The following is a 23,358-nucleotide window of genomic DNA, read 5'->3' as shown; positions in this document are numbered from 1 at the left end:
GGTGATGGGGGCTCAGCACAGCGCGGGGCCGAGGCGGTGGAACCGGCCGCCGGCGAACAGCAGCGGCGGGCGGTTGCCGAGCACGCCGCAGCCGACGACCTCACCGACGACGAGCGTGTGGTCGCCGACGCCGGTGAGGCTGCGGGTGCGGCAGGAGAAGTAGCCGATGGCGCCCGCGATGGCACCACCGGCCGTGACGCCGCCCTCGTCGAGCGCGACCGTGCCGACGCCGTCGAGCCCGTCGGGGCGGCTGGAGTCGGCGAACCGGCGGGCCAGCTCGGCCTGGTCGTCGGCGAGGACGCTGACCACGAACGCGGCGCCGGCGGCGAGCCGGGAGCGCAGCCGGCAGCCCTCGCGGATGCTGAAGGCGACAAGCGGCGGAGCGAGTGACAGGGTGGCGAAGCTGTTCACCGTCATCCCGTGCAGTGTCGCACCGTGGCCCGACGTGACGATGGTGACCCCGGTCGGTACGCCGCGGGCGGTGCACCGCAGCGCGTCCCCGGTGACCGGCACCAGCGTGCTCACAGCTCGCCCTGCTCCCGGTCCACCAGCAGCCCGGCGACGTGGTCGGCCAGGGCCGCCAGTTGCGGGTGCTCGGTGACGGCCAGCATGCTGACCGGCACGCCGAACTCGGCCCGCAGCCGCTCCACCATCGCCATCGCCAGCAGCGAGGACGCGCCGAGGACGAAGAAGTTGTCGGCACCGTCCAGCGGCATCGCGGGTTCGGCGAACAGTTCGCGCCAGATGTCGGCGATGCGGGCGGTGACGGTGGTCTCGGTGGTGCTCATCGCGCTCCCTCCCGCGCCGCGCGGTGCTCGTCCAGGGCGGCCGCGTTGTGCGTCTCCAGCAGTGCCGCGATGCCCGCGGTGTCCGGCTCGCCGCGGCTGCGCAGCGCGGCGATCTGCGCGTCGACATCGGACGGTTCCTTGTTCTGGCCGAGCTTGAAGATGCCTTCGATGGTGTCGATCGGCAGTTCGAAGGCGACGATCATCGTTCGGTACTGCGCGATCAGCTCATCGGGCACGCGGGCCAGCGTCCACGGCGTCTTCGGCAGCCGCCGGGCCTCCTCGGCCGCGATCAGGTCGGTCAGCTGGCGCAGCTCCTCGGCGCCGGTGAGCAGGCTCGGGCGACCGTGCACGTGGACGGCGGCGTAGTTCCAGGTCGGGAAGTGCGGGTCGGTGGCGTAGTCGTCGGGGCAGATGTAGGAGTGCGGCCCGGTGAACGCCACCATCGCCGCGGTACCCGCCCGCAGCGCGGCGACCACCGGGTTCGCCTTGGCCAGGTGGGCGCGCAGCCGGCCGTACGGGCCGTGCTGCGGATCGAGCACGAACGGGATGTGCACGCCGTGCAGCCGCCCGTCGATGATCGTGGTGAGCTGGCCGAAGCGGTGCCGCTCGATCAGCTGGTGCTGCACGGTCAGGTCGGCCGGGCGGTAGAGGGGTGGTACGTACATCGGTTCTCCTCGTCAGCGGGTCTCGGCGGCGATGAGCACGGCGGCGAGGTGGGCGACGCCCGAGCCCAGCAGCACCGCGGGCCGATCGCCGGGCGGCTGATCGACCAGGTTGATCAGCGGGTCGCTGCCCAGGCAGTGGCCGATCCGGGCCACGTTGTCCAGAGCCAGCTGCGCGTCGGTGAAGCCCGCCTCGGACAGGTAGATGCGCTGGACGTTGCGGGCGAAGTTGCTGGGCAGCACCGTGCCGACGGCCGCGGGGCGCAGGCCCCGGCCGGCCAGCAGCCGGTCGAACAGCGCCCGGTGGCCGTGGACCCGGGCGGCCAGCTGGACCTGCGGCGGCGGTTCGCCCACGACAAGCGCGGTGGCGGTGTGGCTGGCCAGGCCCAGGATCGCCCGGCCGGGTCGGTCTGCGGAGATCACCACGCCGGCCGCCGCGTCACTGGCGATCGCCGCGCCGCCGGCCACGACCCGTCGGCCGCCGGTGGCCTGCTCGGCCACGTCGCCGGAGAGCACGAGCACCTGCCGGGCGGTGCCGTCGCGGACATAGGAGGCGGCCGTGCCGAGCGCGACCATCGCCGTGGCGCAGTCGAGCAGCCCGATCGTCAGCGCCGTGGCCCGGCTCAGGCCCAGCTCACCGAGCAGCTCGGCGACGAGCGCCGGGGCGGTGCGGTCGCGCGGCAGGGAGTCGGTGGCCAGCACCACGAGGTCGACTTCGGCCGGGTCCAGTTCGGCCGCGAGCAGTGCCCGGCGGGCCGCCGGGACGAGCAGGTCGGCAACGCCGCAATCCGTCCAGTGGTACGTCTCGAAGCCCGCCGCCGGCGCGAGGAGCCCGGCGCCCGGCTCGGTCGCGGCGACCTCCGGCAGGTCGGCGACCTTGTCGGCGTACTCCCCCAGCTCGTATGCGGGCGCGCACAGCCGCGCGATCGCGCTCACGCCGTCACCGCCCGCCCGGCGAGGGCGGCGAACCGCTCGGCGAGCCGCCGCACGGTGGCCTCGGTGTACCGGGCGACGTCGTACTCCAGCCAGCATGCGGCCCCGTCCGGGCCCGGCTGGACCGAGAGCGTCAGCTCGTAGCGGGCGGTGCCACGGTCCACATCGGACGGTTCGGCGACCGCACCGTGGATGGTGCGCGGCTGCGGCGCCAGGTGCTCGAACACGAACGCGACGGAGGGCGGCGGCCCGGGGATCAGCTCGCCGGGGTAGGCGGCGTGCGGCAGCCCGGCCCGGGTCGCGTCGCGGGCGGCCCGGACCCAGGCTCCGAGGTCCGGCTCGGCGGGTCCGCGCAGCCGGACCGGCAGCACGTTGAGCACGTAGCCGACCAGGTCCGCCGTCCCGGGCCGGTCCCGGTTGGCGGTGAACGTGCTCAGCAGCACGTCGGGCCGGCCACTGCACTCGGCCAGCAGCGCACCGAACAGTCCCAGCCAGCCTGCGAACGGTGTCGCGGCCTCGGCTCGGGCCGCCGCCTGCACCGCGGCGCCGGCCTGCGCGGGAAGTGTGAACGCCACCCGGCGCCCGACTCCGGTGGCGGCCGCGTCCGGGTCGTCGGCCGGCAGCGGGGGCGGCGGATCGGCCACCACCCGCGCCCAATGTTCGGCCGCGGCCCGCCCCTCGGCGGAGTCGACCCACCGGCGCTGCTGCCCGGCGAACGCGCTGAACGCCGGAGCCAGGCCGGGATCGGCCGGCCGGGCGGCGAGCCAGTCCAGGAGCAGCTCGAACGACCAGGCGTCGAAGACCAGGTTGGGCACGGCCAGCAGCAGCCAGGTCTCGTCCGTGTCGGCGCCGGCGGCCAGCCCGGCGCGCAGCAGCGGCCCGGCGCTCAGGTCGAAGGGCTCGCCGGCCAGTCGGCGGGCGGCCGCCTCGGCCTCGGCCCGGCCGGTGCACCGCAGCCGCTCGATGCGGGGTGGCAGGTCGTGGTGCACGACGGGCACGATCCCGGCGGCCTCGACCCGGAACGTGGTGCGCAGCGCCTCGTGGCGGCGGGTGAACGCGGTGATGGCGTCGGCGAGCCGGTCGGCGTCGACCGGGCCGCGCAGATGCACCGCCTGGCACACGATGTGCCCGGTGCCGTCCCAGAGCCGGCGCTGGCCGGGGGTGAGGGCGGGCCGGGCGATGTCCAGCCGGGCGCGCAGCCGGGCCCGGGCCTGCGGGTCGAGGGCGGCCACGATGGTGGCGAGGGAGGGGTGCGGGGCGCTCATGCGAACGCCTTGCGCAGCTCGTTGAGCTCGGCGAGGCTCGCGACCACCAGGTCCTCGTCGACGCCGAAGTCGATGAGGCAGGCGATCTCGGTGACGCCCATGCCGGCGAAGCGCTCGACCACGGCCCGGCAGGAGTCCGGGGTGCCGAGCAGGGCGCCTTTCTCGAAGTACTTGTCGAAGGCGAACCGGATCAGCTCGTCCTGGTCGGCCGCGGAGATATCGCGCACGCCCGCGCCGGGGGCGAGGTTCTTCTTTTGGGAGTCCACGACGGTGAAGAACGAGCGCAGGTACTCGCTGAACGGCGGCCACACGGTGCGCCGGACCTCGTCCAGGTCGGTGCCGATGAACGTGTGCAGCATGAGCGTGACGGTGGTGGCGTCCGGGTCGTGACCGTGCTGTTCGAGGGCTTTGCGGTAGAGCACCAGCTTCTCCTCGAGCTCCTCGTTCGTCATGTCGATGAGCGCCGTCAGCACGTTGCAGCCCAGCCGGCCCGCGGTCTCGAAGGTCTCCCGGCTCTTCGTGCAGGTGAGCCAGATCGGCAGCTCCGGCTGGACCGGCCGCGGGTGCAGCTCGACCTCGACCGGGTGGCCGAGCCCGTCCTGCACGGTGACAGGGGCGCCTTCCCACAGCTCGCGGATCGTGCCGACGGCGTCGAAGGTGTCCTGCCGCCTGTCGGTCCAGCCGCCGGGGCGGATCGCGAAGTCCACCGGGCTGAACCCGGTCGCCAGCGCGATGCCGGCCCGGCCGCGCGACAGATTGTCGACGACCGCCCACTCCTCGGCCACCCGGATCGGGCTGTGCAGCGGCAGGATCACGCTGCCGGCCCGGATCTGCAGCCGCCGGGTGTGCACGGCCAGCGCGGCACCGAGGACCGACGGGTTGGGGTAGAGGCCGCCGAAGCGGTGGAAGTGCCGCTCCGGCGTCCAGATGGCGTGGAAGCCGTTGTCGTCGGCGTAGGTGGCCGCGTCCATGACGAACCGGTACTTCTTCTTCTCGTCCCCGGAGAAGAAGATCAGGCTGAAGTCCATCTAGTGCTCCTCCTCGGCGAGCAGGCGTTCGAGTTCCTCGGGGGCGAGCGCCGCCAGTTCCGCGGCGAGCGCGTCGGCGTCGGCGTCGGCGCCGGCGGACCGCTCGGCCTGCCGGCGCCGGGCGAGTGCCGCGAGGGCGTCGGCGGTCGGCTCGGACAGCACGTCGGCCAGCGGGATCTCCACGTCGAGCTGGTCGCGCAGGTCCGACAGCAGCCGCACGATGAGCAGTGAGTCACCGCCGTGCTCGAAGATATCGGCCGCGGCCGGTAGTTCGGGTTCGCCGAGGGCGGCACGGACCATGCTCAGCACGTGTCCCGCGAGGTCGTCGCCGGGATGCGTCCCCTCGACCGGCCCGGCGCCGCCGGCGCTCGGTTCGGCGATCCGCGGATCGCGCACCCACTGGTCCAGGCGGTGCCCGATCGGCCAGGTGGAGACGGCCACGGCCGACACGTCGCGCAGCGTCAGCAGCCGGCGGATCGCCTCCAGGCCCTCCTCGGGCTGGATGGCCTTGTCGTCCATGCTGCGCCCGATCGCGGAGATGGCCCGCTTCTCGTCCTGGTGGTGCTGCCAGACGTCCCAGCCGGCACTGATCCACACGGTGGTGTCCCGGCCACGGCCGGCCCGTTCGGCGGCGGCGTCCATGAAGTGGTTCGCCGCGCCGTAGGCCAGCAGCCGCAGGCCGCCGAGGACCCCGGCCAGTGACGACAGCAGCAGGACGAAGTCGATCGGGTGGCCGGCCAGGACCCGCTCCAGCACGATCTGGCCGTGGGCCTTCGGTCCGAAGTGCCAGCCGCACTGTTCGACGCTGGCCGCGGTGACCGCCCGGTCCCACTGCTCGCTGGGCAGGCCGGCCGCGTGCACGACGCCGTCCAGCGCGCCGAAGCGCTCGACGGTGCGGGCGAGCGCGGCACGCATCGCGGCCTCGTCGGCCACGTCCGCGGCCAGCGTGAGGACCTGCGCGCCGGCCGCCTCGAGGGCTCGCAGGCGGGCCACCCGCAGGGCGGTGTCGCCGTCATCGAGGTGCAGGGCGTCCCAGGTGTCCCGCGGGGGCAGCGGGTCGCGGGTCAGCAGGGCGAGGCGGGCGCCGGTGGTGCGGTGCAGCCAGCCGGCGATCGTGCTGCCGATCTCGCCGAGCCCGCCGGTGACCAGGTAGGTGCCGCCGGGCCGCAGGCGGGAACGGGCCGGTGCGGTCCAGTCCGCGCGGACCGGCTCGAGGTCGGCCACCCAGCGCCGCCCGGCCCGCACCGCGGTGGCCACCTCCGGGCGCCGCGCCGCGGCCAGTTCCCCGGCGAGGGTGTGCAGTGAGCGGTCGTCGACCGGCGCGGGCAGGTCGATGTGGCGGGCGCCGATGTTGCCGTGCTCCTGGCCGATCACCTTCGCCGCGACGGACAGCGGTACCAGCTCGGCCAGTGCTTCGACCGTCGAGCCGGGCGCCGGGTCGGTTTCGGCGGGTGTCACCGCGAACGCGCCCGCGGTCAGCAGATCGAGGCGCAGTGGCCGGGTGACGCCGCGGCCGCTCAGCGCCTTGACGAGTGCGATCACGCTGTACAGGCCGGTGCGCTGAGCCCTTTCGAAACGCTCGATCGAGCGCTCACCCGGCAGGGCGGCGGTGGACCAGGCGTGCACGATCCGGTCGGGGAGCCGGTCCTCGGCCTGCAGGGCGGCGACGAGCGCGGTGTAGTCGTCCTCGGCCTCGGGGCGCACGGTGAACGCGTCGCCGTCGCGGGCGTACTGCGTGCCGGCGCGGACGGTCAGCACCTCGCCCGTGCAGGCCAGTGCGGCCAGTCGCTCGGCGGTGCCGTCGGGGTCGGTGAAGAGCAGCACCCGCTCGGCGAGGGGGGTGGCGGGGGTGTCGACGGTCCCGACCGCCGGGCGCCACACCGGCACCGAGAACCAGTCGTCAAGCGGCAGCTTCCCGGCCGGGTCGCCGGGCCGGGAGGACCGCCGGGCGCCGATGAGCTCCGGCGATCCGGGCTCGATCCAGTATCGCGCCCCCTCGAACGGGTAGGTCGGCAGGGGCACCCGCCGCCCGCCGCCGGGGTAGAAGCCGGTCCAGTCGATGCGCTGCCCGGCCACCCAGAGCCGGGCGGCCGCGGTCATCACCGCTGTCATCTCCCCGGCCGCGTCGCGGGCCCGGGCCGCCGACGGTACGACAAGCACGCCGGTCTCCCGCTCGGGGTGCCGCCGGGTGAATGTGGCGAGGGTCTGGCCGGGGCCGACCTCGAGGAAGACGTGCTTGGGTCCGGCCAGCACGGTGGCCAGGTCGTCGGAGAACCGGACGGTGTCGCGCAGGTGCCCGCCCCAGTACTCGGCGGAGGTCGCCTCCTCGTCGGTGATCCAGGTGCCGGTGCGGTTGGACAGGAACGGGATGCGCGGCGGGCGCAGCGGCACCGTGCGCAGCAGCGTGACGAGGGGGTCCACGGCGGCGTCCATCATCGCGGAGTGGAATGCGTGCGAGGTGACGACCCGGCGGTGGGTGATGCCGTCGGCGCCGAGCTTCGCGGTCAGTTCGGCGACCGCGGCGGCGGGGCCGGCCACGGTGCACACGCCGGGCTCGTTGACGGCGGCGATCGAGACGTCCGGCCCGAGGTACGGGGCCAGGTCCGCGGGCCCGAGTGTGACAGCGGCCATCGCCCCGCCCGGCAGGGCGTCGATGAGCCGGCCGCGCTCGGCGACGACCCGCAGCGCGTCGGGCAGGTCGAAGACTCCGGCGAGGCAGGCGGCGACGTACTCGCCGACGCTGTGCCCGATCATCGCGGCCGGGCGCACGCCCCAGGCGAGCCACTGCTCGGCGAGCGCGTACTCCACCGCGAACAGGGCCGGCTGGGTGAGCCTGGTGCTGGTCAGGTCGTGCCCGTCGTCGCCGTAGAGCAGTTCGCACAGGTCGAAGCCCAGCTCGGGCTGCAGCACCCGGGCGCACCGCTCGAGGGTGGCCCGGAACACCGGCAGGTGCTCGTACCAGCCGCGGCCCATGCCCTGGTACTGGGTGCCCTGGCCGGGGAGCAGGAACACCACCGGGGTGTCCGCGGGTGCGCCGGAGTCGTGCGGGGCGTTGCCGGTGCGCAGCGCCGCGACCGCCTCGGCCCGGTCGGCGGCGACCACGACGGTGCGGTAGTTGAAGGTCCGCCGGGCGATCGCGAGCGTGTAGGCGGCGTCGTCGAGGGCCGGGGCGTCGGCGGTGGCCAGGTGCTCGGCGAGGGCGGTCCGAGCGGCCTGCAGCGCGGCCGGGGACTTGGCCGACACCGGGAGCAGCGCCACCGGGCGGGGGGCGGGCGCGGGCGGGCGGGCGGGCGCCTCCTCGAGCACGACGTGCGCGGTGGTGCCGCCCATGCCGGTCGAGGTCACCGCGCAGCGCCGCGGGGTGTCACCGGCCGGCCACGGCTGGGTCGCGACACCGACCCGCGGCCGGCCGCCGTCGGCGGCACACTCCGGGTTCCACGCGTCGAAGTGCGGGGTCGGCACGAGCGTGCGGTGGTGCAGCATGAGCGCGCACTTGATGAGCCCGACCACGCCGGCGGCGGTGCTGAGGTGGCCCAGGTTCGCCTTCACCGAGCCGATCGTCAGTGGCCCGGCCCCGGGGGCGGCGGGATAGGCCGCGCGGATCGCGGCCAGCTCGATCGGGTCGCCCATCCGGGTGCCGGTGCCGTGGGTCTCCAGGTAGCTGACCGTGGCCGGGTCGACGTCCGCGACGGCCAGGGCCTCGGTCAGCACCGCGGCCTGGCCGGCGATGCCGGGGGCGGTGTATCCGACCCGGTCGGCGCCGTCGTTGCCGACCGCCGAGCCGCGGATGACGGCGTAGACGGTGTCACCCTCGGCGACGGCGTCGGCCAGTCGCTTGAGCACCACGACGCCGGCACCGTTGCCGAACAGCGTGCCGTCCGCTGCGGCGTCGAACGGCCGCACGGTGCCCGTCGCCGAGGTGATGCCGTCGGGGTTGTGGCGGTAGCCGGCCTCGTGCGGGAAGCGCAGCGCCACGCCGCCGGCCAGGGCGAGGTCGCACTCGCCGCCCAGCAGGCTCTGCGCGGCCAGGTGCACGGCCACGAGCGAGGTCGAGCAGGCGGTCTGGACCGCGATGCTCGGCCCGGTCAGGTTGAGGTGGTAGGAGACCCGGGTGGCCAGGTAATTGGGGTCGTTGCCCATCAGTGTCGGCAGGTCGTCGCGGAGCCGGTCCAGGCGCCCGTCGAAGGCGCCGGTGAGCACGTTGTGCAGCAGGTAGGTGCTGGCCAGCGAGCCGGCGAAGACGCCGATGCGGCCCGGGTACTGCTCCGAGTCATGCCCGCTGTGCTCCAGCGCCGCCCACGACGCCTGCAGGAACATGCGCAGCTGGGGGTCCATCCGCTCGGCCTCGCGGGCGCTGAGGTAGAAGAATGAGGCGTCGAAGCGATCGGTGCCGTCGACCACCGCGGCCCGGCGCACGTAGCGGGGGTCGGCGAGGCTGGCGCCTGGCACGCCCGCGCCGAGCAGGGCGGCGTCGTCGAGGTCGGTGATGGCGTCGTGGCCGTGCAGTAGGTGCTGCCACAGTTCGGCGTGGTCACGCGCGCCGGGCACCCGGCAGTCGACGCCGACGACGGCGATGCGGCCGTCGGGGTTCAGGTCCGTCACAGCTGCTCTCCAACCATGCTTGTTCGGGCGGTCCGGCCCTGGAGGGCCCGCCGGCGGCGGCCCCGCTCGGCGGCCGCGGAGACTCCGGGGTCGGCCGCGGTGGCCGCCGGGTCGATCAGCGCGGCGAGCCGTCCGACCGTCGGCGCGCGATAGAGGTCCGTCATCGTCAGCTGGGGTGCCAGGTCGCGGCTGAGGCGCTCGTGCACGACCGCCAGGCGAAGCGAGGTGCCGCCGAGGTCGAAGAAGTTGTCGTCGCGGCCGACGGCGGGCACGCCGAGCGCTGCGCACCACGCGTCGGCGATCGCCCGCTCCAGCCCGTCGCGTGGTGGCGTGGTGACCCGGACCGCGGGCGCCGCCAGCGGGTGTGGCAGCGCGGCCCGGTCGATCTTGTGGTTGGCGGTCAGCGGCAGCGCGTCGAGCACGATGTAGGCGGTCGGGACGGCGTGGTCCGGCAGGATCGTGCGCAGCGCCGCGCGCAGCCGCGCCGGGGCCGGGCGGGTCCCGGCGGCCGGGACCACGTAGCCGGCCAGTTGCCGCTCCCCTGCGCTGTCGAGGAACGGCATGACCACCGCCTCACTGATCTCGGGGAGCCGGGTCAGGGCGCTCTCGACCTCGCCGGTCTCCACTCGAATGCCGGCGATCTTGACCTGGAAGTCGCGGCGGCCGAGGAGCAGGAGCGTGCCGTCGTCGAGGCGGCGGGCCAGATCGCCGGTGCGCAGCTCACCGCCGGACGGGCCGGTGGTGGCGCCGGGCGCGAGGTAGGCGCTTGTCACCACGATCTCGCCGATGCCCGGTCCGGTGATCGTGACGCCCGCGTCGTCGACGAGCCGGACCTGGGTCTCGGCCACCGGGAACCCGAGCGGGAAGACTCCGGTGGGCGGCACGTAGTCGCGGCCGACCACCCGCAGCAGCGCGCACGAGCACTCCGAGGAGCCGTACGCTCCGGCCAGCCGGCAGCCGGCCGCGAAGACTCGCCGGTACAGGTCCAGGTCGGCCAGGCCGATGGTGTCGCCGCCGAGCGCGAGGACCCGCAGCGCGGGCAGCTCCGCCCGGCGGGCCGCCATGGCCCCGGCGAGCGCGCGGAAGATCGGGAGCGTGGAGTGGTACACCGTGATGCGCTCTGCGGCCATCCAGGTGAGCAGCCCGCCGGTGCCGAGGGCGCGGAAGTCGACGGGGTAGAGCGCCGCCCCGCTCAGCAGCGCGGCGAACGTGTCCTGCACGGCCGAGTCCCAGCTGTACGCCGACTGCAGTGACACCCGGTCGGCGGACGTGACGGCCAGCCCGTCGATCCACACCTTGGCGTGGTGCAGCACGTTGCGGTGGATCTGCACGATGGGCTTCGGCCGCCCGGTCGAGCCTGAGGTGTACAGCACGTACGCCTCCGAGCCGGGCCGCGCGGCGGGCGGGTGCGGGTCGGGCCGCATGGTCCGGTCCAGCACCTCGTACACGCGCAGCGGCCGGTCGGTGGCGATGAGGGTGGCGGTCTCGGCCTGCGCGGACGCGGCCAGCACGACCCGCAGCCGGGCGTGCTGCGCCATGTAGGCCAGCCGCTCCGGCGGATACGCGGCGTCCAGCGGCACGTAGGCGGCGCCGAGGTGCAGGACCCCGAGCAGCGCCGTGACCATCTCCGCGCTGTGCGCGAACAGCAGCCCGACCCGGTCGCCGGGTCCGACGCCGGCCGCGCGGAGCCCGGCCGCGATCCGCAGCGCCCGTTCCCGGGTCTGTGCGTAGGTCCACCGGGTCTGCGGGGTCACCACGGCCGGCGCGGCGGGCCGCTCGGCGACGCGGGCGTTGAAGATGTGCGTCAGCGTTTCCATCAGCCCTCCCGGTGGTCGATGAGCACGGCCGCGTGCCGGGGCCGGCGGCGCAGTTCGGCGTAGGCCGCGGGGGCGTCCTCGACCCGCACGACCGGCAGCGCCATCGCGGCCGGGGCCACTGCGCCCGCGGACACGAGGTCGAGGGCCCGGGTCAGGTTCTGCGTCACGGTGCCCTCGCCCGGCGGCGGGTCGACCTCGCGCAGCCCCCGGGCGTACTGCGGGTCGCGGTAGCCGGCCCCGCAGCGGGCGGCGTAGCGGATGTCGACGTTGCCGAGCTCGACGCTGAAGCGCACGGTCGCCGTGAACCGGCCGACGGCGATCAGCCGGGGCCGCCCTGGCGCGGCGGCGGCCCAGCGCGCGGCGGCGGCGAGCGTGTCGTCGGCCGCGCCGGTCACGCACAGGAACACCACTCGCCCGCCCGTCTCTGCGCGGGTGGCCGGCAGCTCGGCCGCGGCCGCGAGTCCGAGTGCGGCCGCGGCGTCCAGCCGCTCGTCCCGCCGGTCGAGGACGGTGACGGGCCCGCCGCCCGCGGCCGCCGCCGTCTGGGCCACCAGCAGTCCGACCGCTCCGGCGCCGACCACGGCCACCTCGTCGTGCGGGGTGAGCCCGGCCCGGTCGACGGCGTGCACCGCTGTCGCGCCGAGGTTGGCCACGACGGCGGACGGCAGCGGCAGGCCGGGCGGGACCGGCACGCACTGGCGGTAGGGCACCACGACCACGTCACCGTGGACCGCCTCGCCCCAGCCCATCGCGATGACCGGCTGCCCGGGCGCGAATCCGGGCGCGTGCGCTCCGGCGTCGTGCACGGTGCCGCTGGAGCAGTATCCGAGCGGGAATCGCTCGCCGGTGCGGGCGGCGCGGTCCAGGTAGTGCAGCTCGGTGCCGGGGCTGACCAGGCTGTAGGCGGCCCGGATGCGCAGCTCGCCGCGGCCGGGTGCGGGCCGCTCGACCGGTTCCAGGCGCGGCTCGGCCGAGCCGGCGGCGACCAGCTGGTGCCCGTTCATCGCAGCTCTCCCGGGGCGGCCAGCCAGTGGCTGTCGGGGATGATCTCCATGTCCTCGGCCCAGTCCGGGATGGGCCCGCGCGGCACCGGCCGGCCGGAGCGCTCGTAGGCGGCCCGCCGGTTACGTTTGCGCTCCAGGCCGAGGTTGAGCCCGGCCAGCTCGACGGCCCAGACCTCCAGCAGCCCGGCCGCCCCGGCCTGGGCGACCGCCCGCGCGCCGGCCGCGGTCCGCACGAACACCCGGCCGTGCTTGGCCTCGCCGCCGCCCTCGATGCTGGCCGCGAAGATGTTCGGGTCGCCGTCGGAGACGCTCACGTCGGCCAGCCCGGACATCCAGTCGCCGCAGGCAAGGCAGCGGTGGGTCTTGTTGGCGGCGAAGTCGCGGACCGCGCGCCAGAACGCGACGCGATGATCGGCGCCGTCGGCGGTGCGGATGGCGATGTCGCCGGGGTACTCCCCCTCGCGGTAGCGCAGCCGGACCACATCGCGCACCGCGACCCCGGCCCGGTCGCTGATCACGGCTCGGGTCCCTTCGGGGCGGGTGCTGGACGAGCAGGCCGGCTCGACCATGAGCACGACCTGTTCACGGGCCCACCGCCCGGCCGCCGTCGGCAGCGCCTGCAGCTTGCGCATGCCCTGGATGTGGCAGGCGACGCCGGTGAGCGCAACCCGCACGGCCGGCTCGCGGTCCATGATCCGGCGCAGCGCACCGAGGTACGGCGCCAGCTGATACGTCGACTGTGCGGTCTCCAGCAGCTCGCCGGGCCGGCGGACCAGCGCGGGTGCGGCCCGCCACGGCTCGGCGCGGTCGCGGCCCATCGAGAGCACGACCTGAGCGTCGCCGGAGTGCAGCGCGGACTGCATGAGGGTGGTGATGCTGCCGCCGCTGGCCGACGCCTCGAACACCGCAGGCACCCGGGAGCGCCCGGCCACCACTTCGGAGAAGATGCCCGTCCAGCGTTCCTGGGTGGAGCGGGTCCGGCCGAACAGCCGCCGTTCGGCCGGCGGCGTGGCCGGGTCGGCGCCGGGGCACACGTCGATGCAGTCGGTGCAGGAGCCGCAGTCGGCCGCGGTCCAGCCGGGCGCGGTGAGCACCGGGTCGAGCCCGTCGAAGCCGATGACCGCGGCCGGGCAGGCCAGCTCACACACGCCGCAGGCCGTGCACAGCTCCGGTTCGAGCACCTCCGCCTGGAGTCGGGCGAACGTCACGCCGCCACCCCCACCGCATCGACGACGGCGTCGGCGACGGCGCCGCTGACGCCCTCTATCAGCCGGTCCTCGTCACGCGGGTCGAGCAGGACCGGCGGCACCACCTTCACGGTGGCGCCTTCGGGCCCGCCGCCGAAGAGCAGCAGCCGGCGCCGCGCGGCCGCGGCGAGCACGGCCCGGGCCAGTGCGGGCTGTGGCTGACCACCGCTGACGCAGTCGAACGCGGCGAGCCCACCGACCGCGCGGGGGGCGCCGATCCAGGTGTGGCGGGCGGCCAGTGCCTCGAGTTCCCGGCGGAGCCGGGCGCCGAGTGCGGCCGCCCGTCCGGGCACGTCCTGTGTGGCGATGACGTCGAGGACCGCTGATGCGGCCGCGCACGCGAGCGGATGGCCGGAGAACGTCGAGGTCTGTACGCCGGCCGGCAGCGCGTCGAGCACCGCGCGTTCGCCGAGCACGGCCGCGATCGGCAGGCCGTTGCCGAGCGTCTTGCCCACCAGCGTCAGGTCGGGTGTGGTGGCGGCGAACATGCGCCCGGCCCTCCCCAGCCCGGTGTAGATCTCGTCCAGCACCAGCAGGGCGCCGCGGGCGCGGGCCTGCCGGGCGATCTCGTCGAGCACGGCCGGGGCGACCTCGAGCACGCCCTCGGTGACCTGGATCGGCTCGACGACGATGGCGGCCGGGTCACCAGCGGCGCTCAGCACGGCGGCCAGGTGTCGGGCAAAGTGGTCCAGGTCGGCCGGGCCGCTGCGCGGGTCGGGCAGTTCGGCGGTGAACACATCCCCGGCCGGTGCGCTGTACCTCTTGAACTCGGCCCGCCAGGTGAGCGCCAGAGCCCCGGCGGTCTTGCCGTGGTAGCCGTAGCGGAAGCCGACCACCGGCCGGCGGCCCGTCGCCGCCCGGGCGACCTTGAGTGCGGACTCGACCGCCTCGGCGCCGGTGGCCGTGGGCAGCACCGCCGGGTCGTGGTACGGCGCCCGCGCGGCGAGCCGGGCGACCAGCCCGGCCCGCGCGTCCGAGCCGAGCTTGCAGCCGGTGTGCAGCAGCCGGCCGGCCTGGGCGATGACCGCGGCGGTGACCGCCGGATGTTGGTGGCCGAGCGTGACCGCACCGCTGCCGGACGTCCCGTCGAACCACGCCTCGCCCGCGGCCGTGTACAGCCACGGCCCGGTACCGGCGGCGAACGCCGGGCCGAGGGTGGTGCCGGTGGATCGTGCCTCGGTCATGATCCGTCCTCCGTGACGACCGCGCCCGCCGCGCGCAGTGCCGCGGCGAACCCGGGGAACGACGTGCGGTGGCAGGCGCCGCCGAGCACGGTCGTGCGGCCGGGCAACGCACCGGCCAGGGTGGCCGCAGCCATTGCCACCCGGTGGTCCTCGAAGCCGGGCACCGTGCCGGCGCGCAGCGGCCGGCCGCCGCGGACCCGGATGCCGTCGTGCACGACCGCCACGTCGGCGCCGAATGCGGCCGCCATCGCCGTCGATGTGCGCAGCCGGTCGGTCTCCTTGAACCGCAGTTCGCCCGCGCAGCCGAGCCACGACTCGCCGGGCAGCGCCGCGGCCAGTGCCACCAGCAACGGCACCTCGTCGATCGCCGCGTGCAGTGTCGCCGGGTCGTCCACGGTGAGCCGCTCGACGCCGGTGAGGCCGCCGCGGGCGACGATCGTGCCGACCGGCTCGCCGAGCGCCGAGCGCCGTTCGTCCACGTAGGCGATGTCGGCGCCGGCGGCGCGCAGGGTCGCGAAGAACCCGAGCCGGGTGGGGTTGAGGCACACGTCCGGCACCCGTACCGCACCGGCCCCGCCCAGCAGCTGCGCGGCGACCGGGTAGGCGGCCAGCGACGGGTCCGCGGGCACCTCGAGCTCGGCGGGCACTGTGCAGCGCCCGCCGCGGTAGTGCACCGCCAGTGCCGTCCGCTCCAGCCGCGAGCCGAATGCGGTGAGCATCCGCTCGGTGTGGTCGCGGGAGAACACCGGCACGTGCACGGTCAGGGGCAGCTCGGCGGCGACCGCGGCGAGCAGGACCGCCGCGCGGGCCTGGGCGCTGCCGACGGCCAGGGTGACCTCACCGCCGTGCAGTACCGGTCCGTGCACGGCCACGGGCAGGCGACCGTGCGCGCCGAGATAGTCGATGTGCGCGCCGAGGGCGGCCAGCGGTGCGACGAGCCAGTCCATCGGCCGGTCGCGCAGGACGTCGTCGCCGTCCACGATCGCCGCCGGGCCGGCGCCGGCCAGGACGCCGACGAGGAGCCGGGCGGCGGCGCTGGACCCCTCGGTGTACAGGTATGGCAGGTCCGGCCAGTGGGCGACGCCGGGGTGCGGCCGGATCGGCTGCGGTACCGGCAGGCGTCCACGGTGGATGGTGAGCGCGCCTGCGGTCGTCTCGACGCCGTAGCCGAGGGCGGCCAGTGCCGGCAGCAGGGCGCGGACCGCCCCGCCGGGGTTGCCGCCGCGGATGTGCAGCCGCGGGCCCGCACCGGGCAGCAACGAGGCCAGCAGGGCCCGGTGCGTGATCGACTTGTCGCCGGGGACCGGCACCGTGCGCAGACCCGGTGTGCCGGCCCGGCCCTCGACGAGGAGATCGGCCGAGCGGGTCGCCGGCTGGGAGACGGTCGTCGGGGCGCTCATCGGGTGATCCGCAGGCCGTCGAGGTACAGCACGTCCAGGTCGGTCTTGAGGAACAGGGCGAGCGCCTCCTCGGGCCGCTCGACGATCGGTTCGCCGGGGCCGTTGAGCGACGTGTTGAGCACGACCGGGACGCCGGTGCGGCGGTGGAATCCGCTGATCACGGCGTGGTAGCCGGCGATGGACGCGTCGACGGTCTGGATGCGCGCGGTACCGTCCACGTGCGTGACGGCCGGGATGTCGCTGCGGCGCACGCGCGCGTTGAACAGCATGTACGGCGAGGGCAGTGGCACGTCGGCGAACCATTCGGCGGCGTGCTCGGCCAGCACCGCGGGCGCGAACGGGCGCCACGGCTCCCGGGACTTGATCCGGTTGACCCGCGGCCAGTTCTGCGCGTCGCGGGGGTCGGCCAGCACGGAACGGTGCCCCAGCGCCCGGGGCCCGGCCTCGCTGCCGCCCTCGAACCAGGCCAGCACGCGGTTGGCCACCAGGTCTTCGGCGGCCCGTTCGGCCGCCGCGGCCAGCGTCAGCCGCTCGACCCGCAGCTGCGCGCCCCGGGCCGCGTCGGCCACCGCGTCCGGGCTCGGCGCCGCGCCCAGGAACGGCGGCGCGAAGCGGCCCCGCGGCCCGGCGTCGGCCGGCAGCGGGTTGTCCAGCAGGGAGTGGTACACGGCCAGGGCCGCACCGACCGCGATGCCCCCGTCGTCGCAGGCGGGCTCGACGAAGACTTGCGCAAACGGGCCCTCGAGCGCGACCGTGGTGTTCGACGGGCAGTTCAGCGCCGTCCCGCCGGACAGGCAGAGCCGCTCGACGGGTGCGCCGCTGCCGTGCAGCGCGCCGTGCAGGGAGCGGACGGCCTCGAGCCGGACCAGCTCGAAGAGTCGTTGGGTGCTGGCCGCGATATCGGCGTTGATCGGCGCGGTGGCGCGGGCGGGGTCACCGAACGGCTCCAGGTCGTAGCCCATCCGCGTGGCCTCGGTCCGGCAGTGCCGCAGCCACGCGGAGGCGAGGTCCATCGGCAGCCGGCTGCGCAGGTCGTAGTGGTTGCCGAGGAACCGCGCGGCGACGAACCGCGGCCGTCCGTATGCGGCCAGGCCCATGAGCTTGCCGGCCGGCCCGACCAGGCCCAGGCCGAGCGCGACGCCGACCCGGTCGTAGAGGCCGCCGAGGCCGAGGTGGTGCGGCGCGAGGGGGTACAGCGCCGGGCCGCGGCCGAGGTAGTACATCCCGGAGTGGTAGCCCTCGCCGTCGGCGTACCCGTCGTGGGTGAGCACCGCGGCCTCGTCGAACCCGGAGCCGTAGTAGGAGCTCGCGGCGTGCGCGAGGTGGTGGTGCACGGCGTAGCCGGGGCGCTCGACGCCGTCGAGGGTCACCGTGACCGGGAGGTGGAAGCCGTGGCGCAGCGCCTCGTCCGGGGCGAGATCGGCGGCGGCCAGTTCGGCCAGGCCCCGTCCGTGCGCCCAGTCGGGCCGGGTGACGTAGTCGTCGACCCAGCCCACGGCTGCGATGTCGGCGCGGGTCCGCCGTTCGTGCTCCGGGTACAGCTTCGCGTAGGAGCGTCCCAGCCACGTCGCGGCGAGGTCGGCGTCGTAGAGGAAGTCGAGCAGTGTGCCGCCGGCCCGCTCCGCGGCCACATCCGGGCCGGCCTCGTCGAGCAGCGTGCAGGGCCGGCCGAACGGATCGGCGGGCGCGTAGGCGACACCCAGCGCCGCCGGGTCGTCGACGATCAGCTCGACCTGCTGGGTCGAGCACACCGCGACGACGTCGATGTCGGCGGCGGTGATCCCGGCCGCGTCCAATGCTTGCCGCACGGTCGCCACCTGCAGGCTCGCCGCGTGCTTGACCCTCGTGTGCCGCTCGCGCAGCACGTAGGACACGACCGCACCGTCGCGCACCACGGTGACCGCGGCGTCGTGGCCGAAGTGCAGACCCAAGACCATCAAGGTGTACTCCCAGAGCTCGTGCGATTCACGGCAGGCGGAGCGGGCCGCCGCAGAGCCACGCGTCCAGCGGGGCCCGCATGGCGATCTCGGCCGGCGGGTGGAAGGCCAGGGCCCGGGACGCGATGAGCGCCTCGACCGGGGTCTGGTCGGTGACGAACGCGATCCCGCCGCGCAGTTCGAGCACCCGGTCGGTGGCCTCGGCGATGGCCCGCTGCGCGGTGTAGCGCACCAGCAGCGACCGGCCGAACAGTTCGTCGTCGCACTGCCCGATGTCCAGCGCCCCGGCGATCGCCTCCACCGCCGTCGCGGCCGTCTCCAGCGGGGCGAGCGCGGCGACCCGGTCGGCCGGCGTTCCCCGCCCGTCGCGGAACAGCCCTTCCACGGCGCCGGTGGCGATGCCGAGATACGCGGCGGTCACCAGCACCTCGAACCACAGCAGGTTGGAGGTGATCCGCGGAGCGACGTGGGCCGGATCGCCGACGGGCACGACGCGCTCGTGGGGCACCAGCACGCCGTCGAGGACCACGGCGTCGCTCTGCCCGGCCCGCAGCACCCGGTTGCGCCAGAACGGCTCCACCCGCACCCCTGGCGAGCCTGGGTCGATGAGCACATTGACCAGCTCACCGGCGTAGGGCGAACCGTGCGGCCCGGCGACGAGCATGGACAGCAGCCCCATCGAGCGCACCAGCGAGCACGGCCGCTTGGTCCCGGTGATCCGCAGCCCGTCCGGGACCGGCTCCACGGTCAGCCCCGGCGCGAACAGGCTGGCCCCGGCCGCCCCTTCGGCGCCGCACGAGGCGACCAGCAGCCGGCGCTCGACCACGTCACCGAGCACGGCCCGGGCCTGCGGGCCGTCCAGCTCCCGGGCCAGCCAGGCCACCTTGTAGTGATGCATCGTCGAGGCGACGGCCAGTGCGGGCGCCCGGCTGCCGATCGCCCGCTGCAACCGCACGCCGTCGGCACAGCCGAGCCCACCACCGCCGAACTCGGCCGGCACCAGCAGGTTGCCCCCGCCCGCCACCCGGAACTGCTCGATCACCCCGGATGCCGGATCGTCGGCGGCCGCCACGCCCAGCGCGGCGAGCTGGTCGTCGAAGCCGGGCAGCGCCTTGGTCAGCACGGCCCGCTCAGCCGCAAGCAACGTCATCGCAGAACCTCCGCAGGAGCGGCCCCGGCATCGAGCACCGCGGCGAGGTGGTCGACCATCCGGTGGGCGCCGGGGCCGCGGACTATCGAGTAGTGGTCCTCGTCGAGGGGTGTCGCCGCGATGCCCAGCCGCTCGTCCAGCGGCTGCAGCCGCGGGAAGTGCCGGGCGCCGGTCCGGGTGGCCCGCAGCAGCAGGCACACCGGCGGGTGCCAGGCCCCGGGCCGGTGCCGGCGCAGGATGGCGGCGTTGTTGCGGTACACGGCGAAGAGCCGCTCGTCGAGCTCGCCGCCCGGGTCGGCGCCGGTCGCGGCCAGGTCGGCCACGAAGGCGGCCCGCTCCTGGTCGGTGTCCGGCTCGGCGCCGTCGCTGTCCTCGTCGTCCCGGCCGGTGAACGCGTCGGCCGCCGTCACCGAGGCCACCGCGACGCCGAGGCGGTGCAGGTGCGCCGCGACGTGGAGCGCGACAGTGCCGCCCATCGACCAGCCGAACAGGTGCAGCGGCCCGGGCTCGGATGGCGGACCGGCCCGGCCGGCCAGCGCGGCGGCGTAGTCGGCGGCCATCGTGTCGAGGTCGGCCGCCGGGGTCTCACCTTCGGCGAGGCCGGATGCGCGCAGCCCGTACACGGCCACGTCGCCGATTCGCCCGGCCAGTGCGGTGAGCACGTCGCGGTAGCACAGCAGATCGCCGCCGACCGGGTGGATCACGACAAGGGTGCGCGCGTGCGGGGGCCCGGGCACGATCGTCACCAGCGGCCCGCCGGCCGCGAGGCCCTCGGTGACGAGGGCGGCCTGGCCCCGGACGGTGGCGTGCCGGAACAGCGACGCCAGCGGCAGCCGCCGGTCGAACACCGATTCGATCTGCCGGAACAGCCGGACCGCGAGCAGCGAGTTGCCGCCGGCGGCGAAGAAGTCGTCGGTGACACCGTGCACCGCCGGTCCGAGCAGCTCCCGCCACAGCGCCAGGAGCCGCTGCTCGACGGGGCCCGCCGGCGCCACGACGGCCGCCCGGGCCGGCCCGGCCGGTCCGGCCCCGGCCAGCTCGCGTAGTGCCTTGCGATCCACCTTGCCGTTGCCGGACAGGGGCAGCGCGTCGAGCCGGGTGACCGCGCGCGGCACCATGTACGCCGGCAGCCGAGCGGCAAGCGCCGCCCGCAGCGCGTCCGGGTCGATCCCGTCGTCACCGGTGACGAAGGCCACGAGGCGCCCGGCCGGATCGACGAGCGCGACCGCCGCGTCGACCGTCGTCTCGGCCCGCAGCGCGGTCTCGATCTCGCCGAGCTCGATGCGGTGCCCGTCCACCTTGACCTGATGGTCGTTGCGGCCGAGGAACTCGACGAGCCCGCCCCGGTACCGCGCCCGGTCGCCGGTGCGGTACAGCGGCTCTCCGGAGCGCGGATGCGGGTAGAACGCGGCAGCCGTGCGCTGCGGTTCGTGCAGGTAGCCGTCGGCCACCCCGGCCCCGCCGAGGTGCAGGTCACCGGCGACCCATTCGGGCGCGTCGGCCAGCTCGGCGCTCAGCACATGCATGCTCTGGTTGGCCAGCGGCCGCCCGTACGGCACACTGCTCCAACCGGCCGGGCGGTCCGCGGCGGGATGCCAGTTCGACCAGATCGACGCCTCCGTGGCGCCGCCGAGCGCGATCACCTCCGCCCCTGGGCACAGCGCAGCCAGCCGCTCCACCAACGGCAACGGCACCCAGTCCCCGCTGAGCAGAATGAGCCGCAGGGAGGCGAGCGCACGGGCCGCCTCCGCCCCGAGATACTCCAGCGTGAGGTCCAGCAACGCCGGCACCGAGTTCCACACCGTCACCCGCTGCGCCGCAACCAGCTCGGCCCAGCGCTGCGGGTCCGGATTCGCCGTCTCCGGCGGCAACACCACCGCCCCGCCCGCACCGAGCAGGCCGAACAGATCGAAGACCGACAGGTCGAAGGCGAGTGAGGAGACCGCAAGGACCCGGTCGTCGGGTGTGAGCGCGAAGCGGGCGGTGAGGTCCTGCACGGTGTTGACCGCCGCGCCGTGACTGATGACCACGCCCTTTGGCGTGCCGGTGGAGCCGGACGTGTAGATGACGTACGCGGTCTGCTCCGGTGCCGGTTCGACATCGAGCTCGGCGGTGGTGCCGGTGTCGCGGGCTGTCGCATCGTCGAGCAGCATCGCCCCGCTGTGCTCCAGGATCGTGCGGACCCGGGCAGCGGGCCAGCGCGCGTCGATCGGCAGGTAGGCACACCCGGCCCGCAGCACCGCGAGCACTTCGATGACCTGGGCCCGGCCCTTCCGGCGGCGCACAGCGACAAGCCCGCGTCCGGCGGCCCGCAGGAATTCGGCGCCGAGGGGGCCGGCGCCCAGGCGCGCGGCCAGGGCGGCGCTGGCCCGGTCGAGCGAGGCGTAGGACATCGGACCGTCCTCGTCGATGACGGCGATCGCGTCCGGTGTCCGGTGGCAGCGGTCCAGCACGAAGGAGTGCAGGCTGCCGCGGGGCAGGTCGGCGGCCGTGGCGTTGGCCAGCCGCCGAGCGGCAAGCTGCTCCTGCGGTAACGGCGCGGGACCGGTTTCGTGCCAGGCCGAGGCATCGGCGGCAAGCGCACGCAGCCGCTGCTCGTGATACGCACGCATCGCGTCGACCAGCCCGCCGGGGTAGTGCGCGGCCGCGAAGTCGAGGTTGCCGACCAGCTCCGCGCCCTCCTCGAACACCTGATGATCGAGCAGCACCTGCGGCGTGCTGATCGCACTGCGAACCAGCTCGGCCCCCGGCATCGGCAGCAGGAACCCGCCGCCCTGACCGGCCGGCCCCGGCTCGAGCAGGCCCAGGCCGCTGGTGAATACGACAGGTGCCGGGTTGCCGGTCTCCCCGCGCAGCCGCTGCATCGACCGCCCGACCTCGACACCGGAGATCTCCCTAGCGGCCAGGGCGGCATACAGCTCGCCCTGCAGCCGGCGACCACGTACCGCGAAGGACTGGCCCGGCTGCCGGGCCGCGTACCCGAGCAGCACGGTGGTGCTGGCGTTACCCCACACGGCGCCGACCTCCGGATGCCCCGGCGGCCGGTGCGCGGCGAGCACCGTCAGCAGGCCCGCCGCGCCGTCCGACCACCGCTGCAGCGTCTCCACGAACAGGCACAGCAGTGCTGTCCCGACCGGTAGCCCGGCCGCCGCGGCATTGCGCCGGAACGCGCCCCACTGCGCCGCCCCGAGCCGGGTCGCGATACGCCGCAGCGGTTCGAGCCGCCGCGGCTCACCGGCCCCCGTCCCGCCCGGCCCGCCTGGCGATCCGGACGCGGGCAGTTCGGCCGGGGGCAGCGGCCCGGGCCGGGCCGGCCGGTTCGGGGCGAGCGGTAGGTCGGGAGCAGGCGGCAGCTGTGCCAGCCGCTCGTCCCAGTGCCGCCGGCCCGCCGCATACGCCGGACTGTCCGCGTGGGCCCGCAGACCCTGGACGTAGTCGCGGAAGGTCAGCGCCGGCGCGGTCACGCGGTAGCCGGGCTGGGCGCAGCAGCGGGCCAGTTCGCTCAGGAACAGCTGGGTGGTGACGCCGTCGAAGCTGGTCAGCCGGAGCGCGAGCTGGAGGCGGACCCGCCCGCCGGGCAGCCGTATGTACACGGCCCGCAGCGGCCGCCCCGCATGCTGTGGCGGCAGGTTCGTGACAAGCGCGGCGGACAGCTCGGCCAGCCGGTGCGATGCGGTTGCTTGGGGCAGCCCGGCGAGGTCGAACCGCTCGAGTAGTGAGGCGCCGTCGTCCGGCACGATCCGCTGGGTGCCGTCGGTGCTGATCGCCAGTCGCAGCGCGCCGTGGGCCTGGCGCAGCCGCCGCAGCGCCGCGTCGATCCGGTCGGGCTGCGGGGCCGCGCCCACCGCGAACTCGTATTCGTGCACAAAGGCGGCCGGCCCGGCGTGCTCGTAGAATTCCTGTTCGCCGACCAGGTATGCCTGCTGCAGGTCGGTCAGCGCGAACGGCTCTCCCGCGGCGTCCGGGTCGGTCGTGAACGTCCACTCGCCGCCGGTTGCGGCCTCGGCGCCGACCAGCGCGGCCAGTTCGTCGCGGCAGGCCCGGGCGGCCGTGCGCAGTTCGGCGGTGAGGGCCCCGGATGGCGCGGAGTACCGCAGGGTTCCGCCGGTCACGGACAGGTGTACCCCGGCCGCCCGCAGCCGCCGCAGCACCTCGACCGGAGCCGCCGCTTCCCGCCGGGCCACGCTTGGTTCGGTCATGGCGACGTGGTCCCCCCGTGCTGGCCGGAACCCCGTCGCCCGGCCTGACCGGGTCAGCCTCAGCGAGGACGGCAACACCGGCGTATCACCGCTGTATCGGCGGCGAGGTGCTGGCGAGGTGTGCCTTTCCTCGGCAAAGCGT

The 23,358-nt window shown here is 75.2% G+C and carries 15 protein-coding genes and 2 pseudogenes; all 17 read right to left on the bottom strand.

Going from position 1 to position 23,358, the window contains the following annotated elements; translation table 11 throughout:
- Nucleotides 1-12 precede the first annotated feature (12 nt).
- Nucleotides 13-525: a flavin reductase family protein gene (locus tag Dvina_RS20340; RefSeq protein ID WP_223104046.1), complete on the bottom strand. Its 513-nt coding sequence runs from the start codon at nt 523-525 to the stop codon at nt 13-15.
- Nucleotides 522-788 (bottom strand): acyl carrier protein, encoded by a 267-nt coding sequence (locus Dvina_RS20335; RefSeq protein ID WP_223104045.1) that lies wholly within the window; start codon nt 786-788, stop codon nt 522-524. The genes Dvina_RS20340 and Dvina_RS20335 overlap by 4 nt, the downstream gene beginning before the upstream one ends.
- Nucleotides 785-1,453: an FMN-binding negative transcriptional regulator gene (locus tag Dvina_RS20330; RefSeq protein WP_223104044.1), complete on the bottom strand. Its 669-nt coding sequence runs from the start codon at nt 1,451-1,453 to the stop codon at nt 785-787. The genes Dvina_RS20335 and Dvina_RS20330 overlap by 4 nt, the downstream gene beginning before the upstream one ends.
- A 12-nt stretch (nt 1,454-1,465) precedes the next feature.
- On the bottom strand, nt 1,466-2,386 hold the full coding sequence (locus tag Dvina_RS20325) for a beta-ketoacyl-[acyl-carrier-protein] synthase family protein (protein WP_223104043.1): 921 nt from the start codon (nt 2,384-2,386) through the stop codon (nt 1,466-1,468).
- Complete coding sequence (locus Dvina_RS20320; protein ID WP_223104042.1) at nt 2,383-3,648, bottom strand: condensation domain-containing protein; 1,266 nt, start codon at nt 3,646-3,648, stop codon at nt 2,383-2,385. The genes Dvina_RS20325 and Dvina_RS20320 overlap by 4 nt, the downstream gene beginning before the upstream one ends.
- The gene (locus Dvina_RS20315) at nt 3,645-4,676 is read right to left on the bottom strand and encodes a MupA/Atu3671 family FMN-dependent luciferase-like monooxygenase (RefSeq protein WP_223104041.1); all 1,032 of its coding nucleotides are present in this window, start codon (nt 4,674-4,676) and stop codon (nt 3,645-3,647) included. Before Dvina_RS20315 ends, Dvina_RS20320 begins: the two co-directional genes overlap by 4 nt.
- Nucleotides 4,677-4,976: an acyl carrier protein gene (locus Dvina_RS55770; RefSeq protein WP_425516568.1), complete on the bottom strand. Its 300-nt coding sequence runs from the start codon at nt 4,974-4,976 to the stop codon at nt 4,677-4,679.
- Between the two features lie 327 nt (nt 4,977-5,303).
- Nucleotides 5,304-7,628 (bottom strand): annotated as a pseudogene (locus tag Dvina_RS55765) (SDR family oxidoreductase); the annotation flags it as partial.
- Nucleotides 7,629-7,796: 168 nt separating this feature from the next.
- A pseudogene (locus tag Dvina_RS55760) lies at nt 7,797-9,224 on the bottom strand (beta-ketoacyl synthase N-terminal-like domain-containing protein); the annotation flags it as partial.
- A gap of 50 nt (nt 9,225-9,274) precedes the next feature.
- Nucleotides 9,275-11,095 (bottom strand): non-ribosomal peptide synthetase, encoded by a 1,821-nt coding sequence (locus tag Dvina_RS20305; RefSeq protein WP_223104039.1) that lies wholly within the window; start codon nt 11,093-11,095, stop codon nt 9,275-9,277.
- Nucleotides 11,095-12,099: an MDR/zinc-dependent alcohol dehydrogenase-like family protein gene (locus tag Dvina_RS20300; RefSeq protein WP_223104038.1), complete on the bottom strand. Its 1,005-nt coding sequence runs from the start codon at nt 12,097-12,099 to the stop codon at nt 11,095-11,097. The genes Dvina_RS20305 and Dvina_RS20300 overlap by 1 nt, the downstream gene beginning before the upstream one ends.
- Nucleotides 12,096-13,307 (bottom strand): Coenzyme F420 hydrogenase/dehydrogenase, beta subunit C-terminal domain, encoded by a 1,212-nt coding sequence (locus Dvina_RS20295; RefSeq protein ID WP_223104037.1) that lies wholly within the window; start codon nt 13,305-13,307, stop codon nt 12,096-12,098. Before Dvina_RS20295 ends, Dvina_RS20300 begins: the two co-directional genes overlap by 4 nt.
- Nucleotides 13,304-14,530: an aminotransferase class III-fold pyridoxal phosphate-dependent enzyme gene (locus tag Dvina_RS20290; RefSeq protein ID WP_223104036.1), complete on the bottom strand. Its 1,227-nt coding sequence runs from the start codon at nt 14,528-14,530 to the stop codon at nt 13,304-13,306. Before Dvina_RS20290 ends, Dvina_RS20295 begins: the two co-directional genes overlap by 4 nt.
- Complete coding sequence (locus Dvina_RS20285; RefSeq protein ID WP_223104035.1) at nt 14,527-15,930, bottom strand: 3-phosphoshikimate 1-carboxyvinyltransferase; 1,404 nt, start codon at nt 15,928-15,930, stop codon at nt 14,527-14,529. Before Dvina_RS20285 ends, Dvina_RS20290 begins: the two co-directional genes overlap by 4 nt.
- Complete coding sequence (locus Dvina_RS20280; protein ID WP_223104034.1) at nt 15,927-17,861, bottom strand: carbamoyltransferase C-terminal domain-containing protein; 1,935 nt, start codon at nt 17,859-17,861, stop codon at nt 15,927-15,929. Before Dvina_RS20280 ends, Dvina_RS20285 begins: the two co-directional genes overlap by 4 nt.
- A gap of 34 nt (nt 17,862-17,895) precedes the next feature.
- Nucleotides 17,896-19,017: an acyl-CoA dehydrogenase family protein gene (locus Dvina_RS20275; protein ID WP_223104033.1), complete on the bottom strand. Its 1,122-nt coding sequence runs from the start codon at nt 19,015-19,017 to the stop codon at nt 17,896-17,898.
- On the bottom strand, nt 19,014-23,216 hold the full coding sequence (locus tag Dvina_RS20270) for a non-ribosomal peptide synthetase (protein WP_223104032.1): 4,203 nt from the start codon (nt 23,214-23,216) through the stop codon (nt 19,014-19,016). The genes Dvina_RS20275 and Dvina_RS20270 overlap by 4 nt, the downstream gene beginning before the upstream one ends.
- Nucleotides 23,217-23,358 lie beyond the last annotated feature (142 nt).

This window comes from Dactylosporangium vinaceum (assembly GCF_019904175.1).
Taxonomy (GTDB): Bacteria; Actinomycetota; Actinomycetes; order Mycobacteriales; family Micromonosporaceae; genus Dactylosporangium; species Dactylosporangium vinaceum.
Note: the sequence above shows the minus strand (reverse complement) of the source record. Positions and strands in the feature narration are given on the sequence as shown.

Excerpts from the sequence above, each read along its gene's own strand:
- Dvina_RS20330 (WP_223104044.1), bottom strand. The coding sequence starts at position 1,453 with ATGTACGTACCACCCCTCTACCGCCCGGCCGACCTGACCGTGCAGCAC.
- Dvina_RS55770 (WP_425516568.1), bottom strand. The coding sequence starts at position 4,976 with ATGGTCCGTGCCGCCCTCGGCGAACCCGAACTACCGGCCGCGGCCGAT.
- Dvina_RS20300 (WP_223104038.1), bottom strand. The coding sequence starts at position 12,099 with ATGAACGGGCACCAGCTGGTCGCCGCCGGCTCGGCCGAGCCGCGCCTG.
- Dvina_RS20275 (WP_223104033.1), bottom strand. The coding sequence starts at position 19,017 with ATGACGTTGCTTGCGGCTGAGCGGGCCGTGCTGACCAAGGCGCTGCCC.
- Dvina_RS20270 (WP_223104032.1), bottom strand. The coding sequence starts at position 23,216 with ATGACCGAACCAAGCGTGGCCCGGCGGGAAGCGGCGGCTCCGGTCGAG.
- Dvina_RS20285 (WP_223104035.1), bottom strand. The coding sequence starts at position 15,930 with ATGAGCGCCCCGACGACCGTCTCCCAGCCGGCGACCCGCTCGGCCGAT.
- Dvina_RS20315 (WP_223104041.1), bottom strand. The coding sequence starts at position 4,676 with ATGGACTTCAGCCTGATCTTCTTCTCCGGGGACGAGAAGAAGAAGTAC.
- Dvina_RS20290 (WP_223104036.1), bottom strand. The coding sequence starts at position 14,530 with ATGACCGAGGCACGATCCACCGGCACCACCCTCGGCCCGGCGTTCGCC.
- Dvina_RS20320 (WP_223104042.1), bottom strand. The coding sequence starts at position 3,648 with ATGAGCGCCCCGCACCCCTCCCTCGCCACCATCGTGGCCGCCCTCGAC.
- Dvina_RS20305 (WP_223104039.1), bottom strand. The coding sequence starts at position 11,095 with ATGGAAACGCTGACGCACATCTTCAACGCCCGCGTCGCCGAGCGGCCC.
- Dvina_RS20335 (WP_223104045.1), bottom strand. The coding sequence starts at position 788 with ATGAGCACCACCGAGACCACCGTCACCGCCCGCATCGCCGACATCTGG.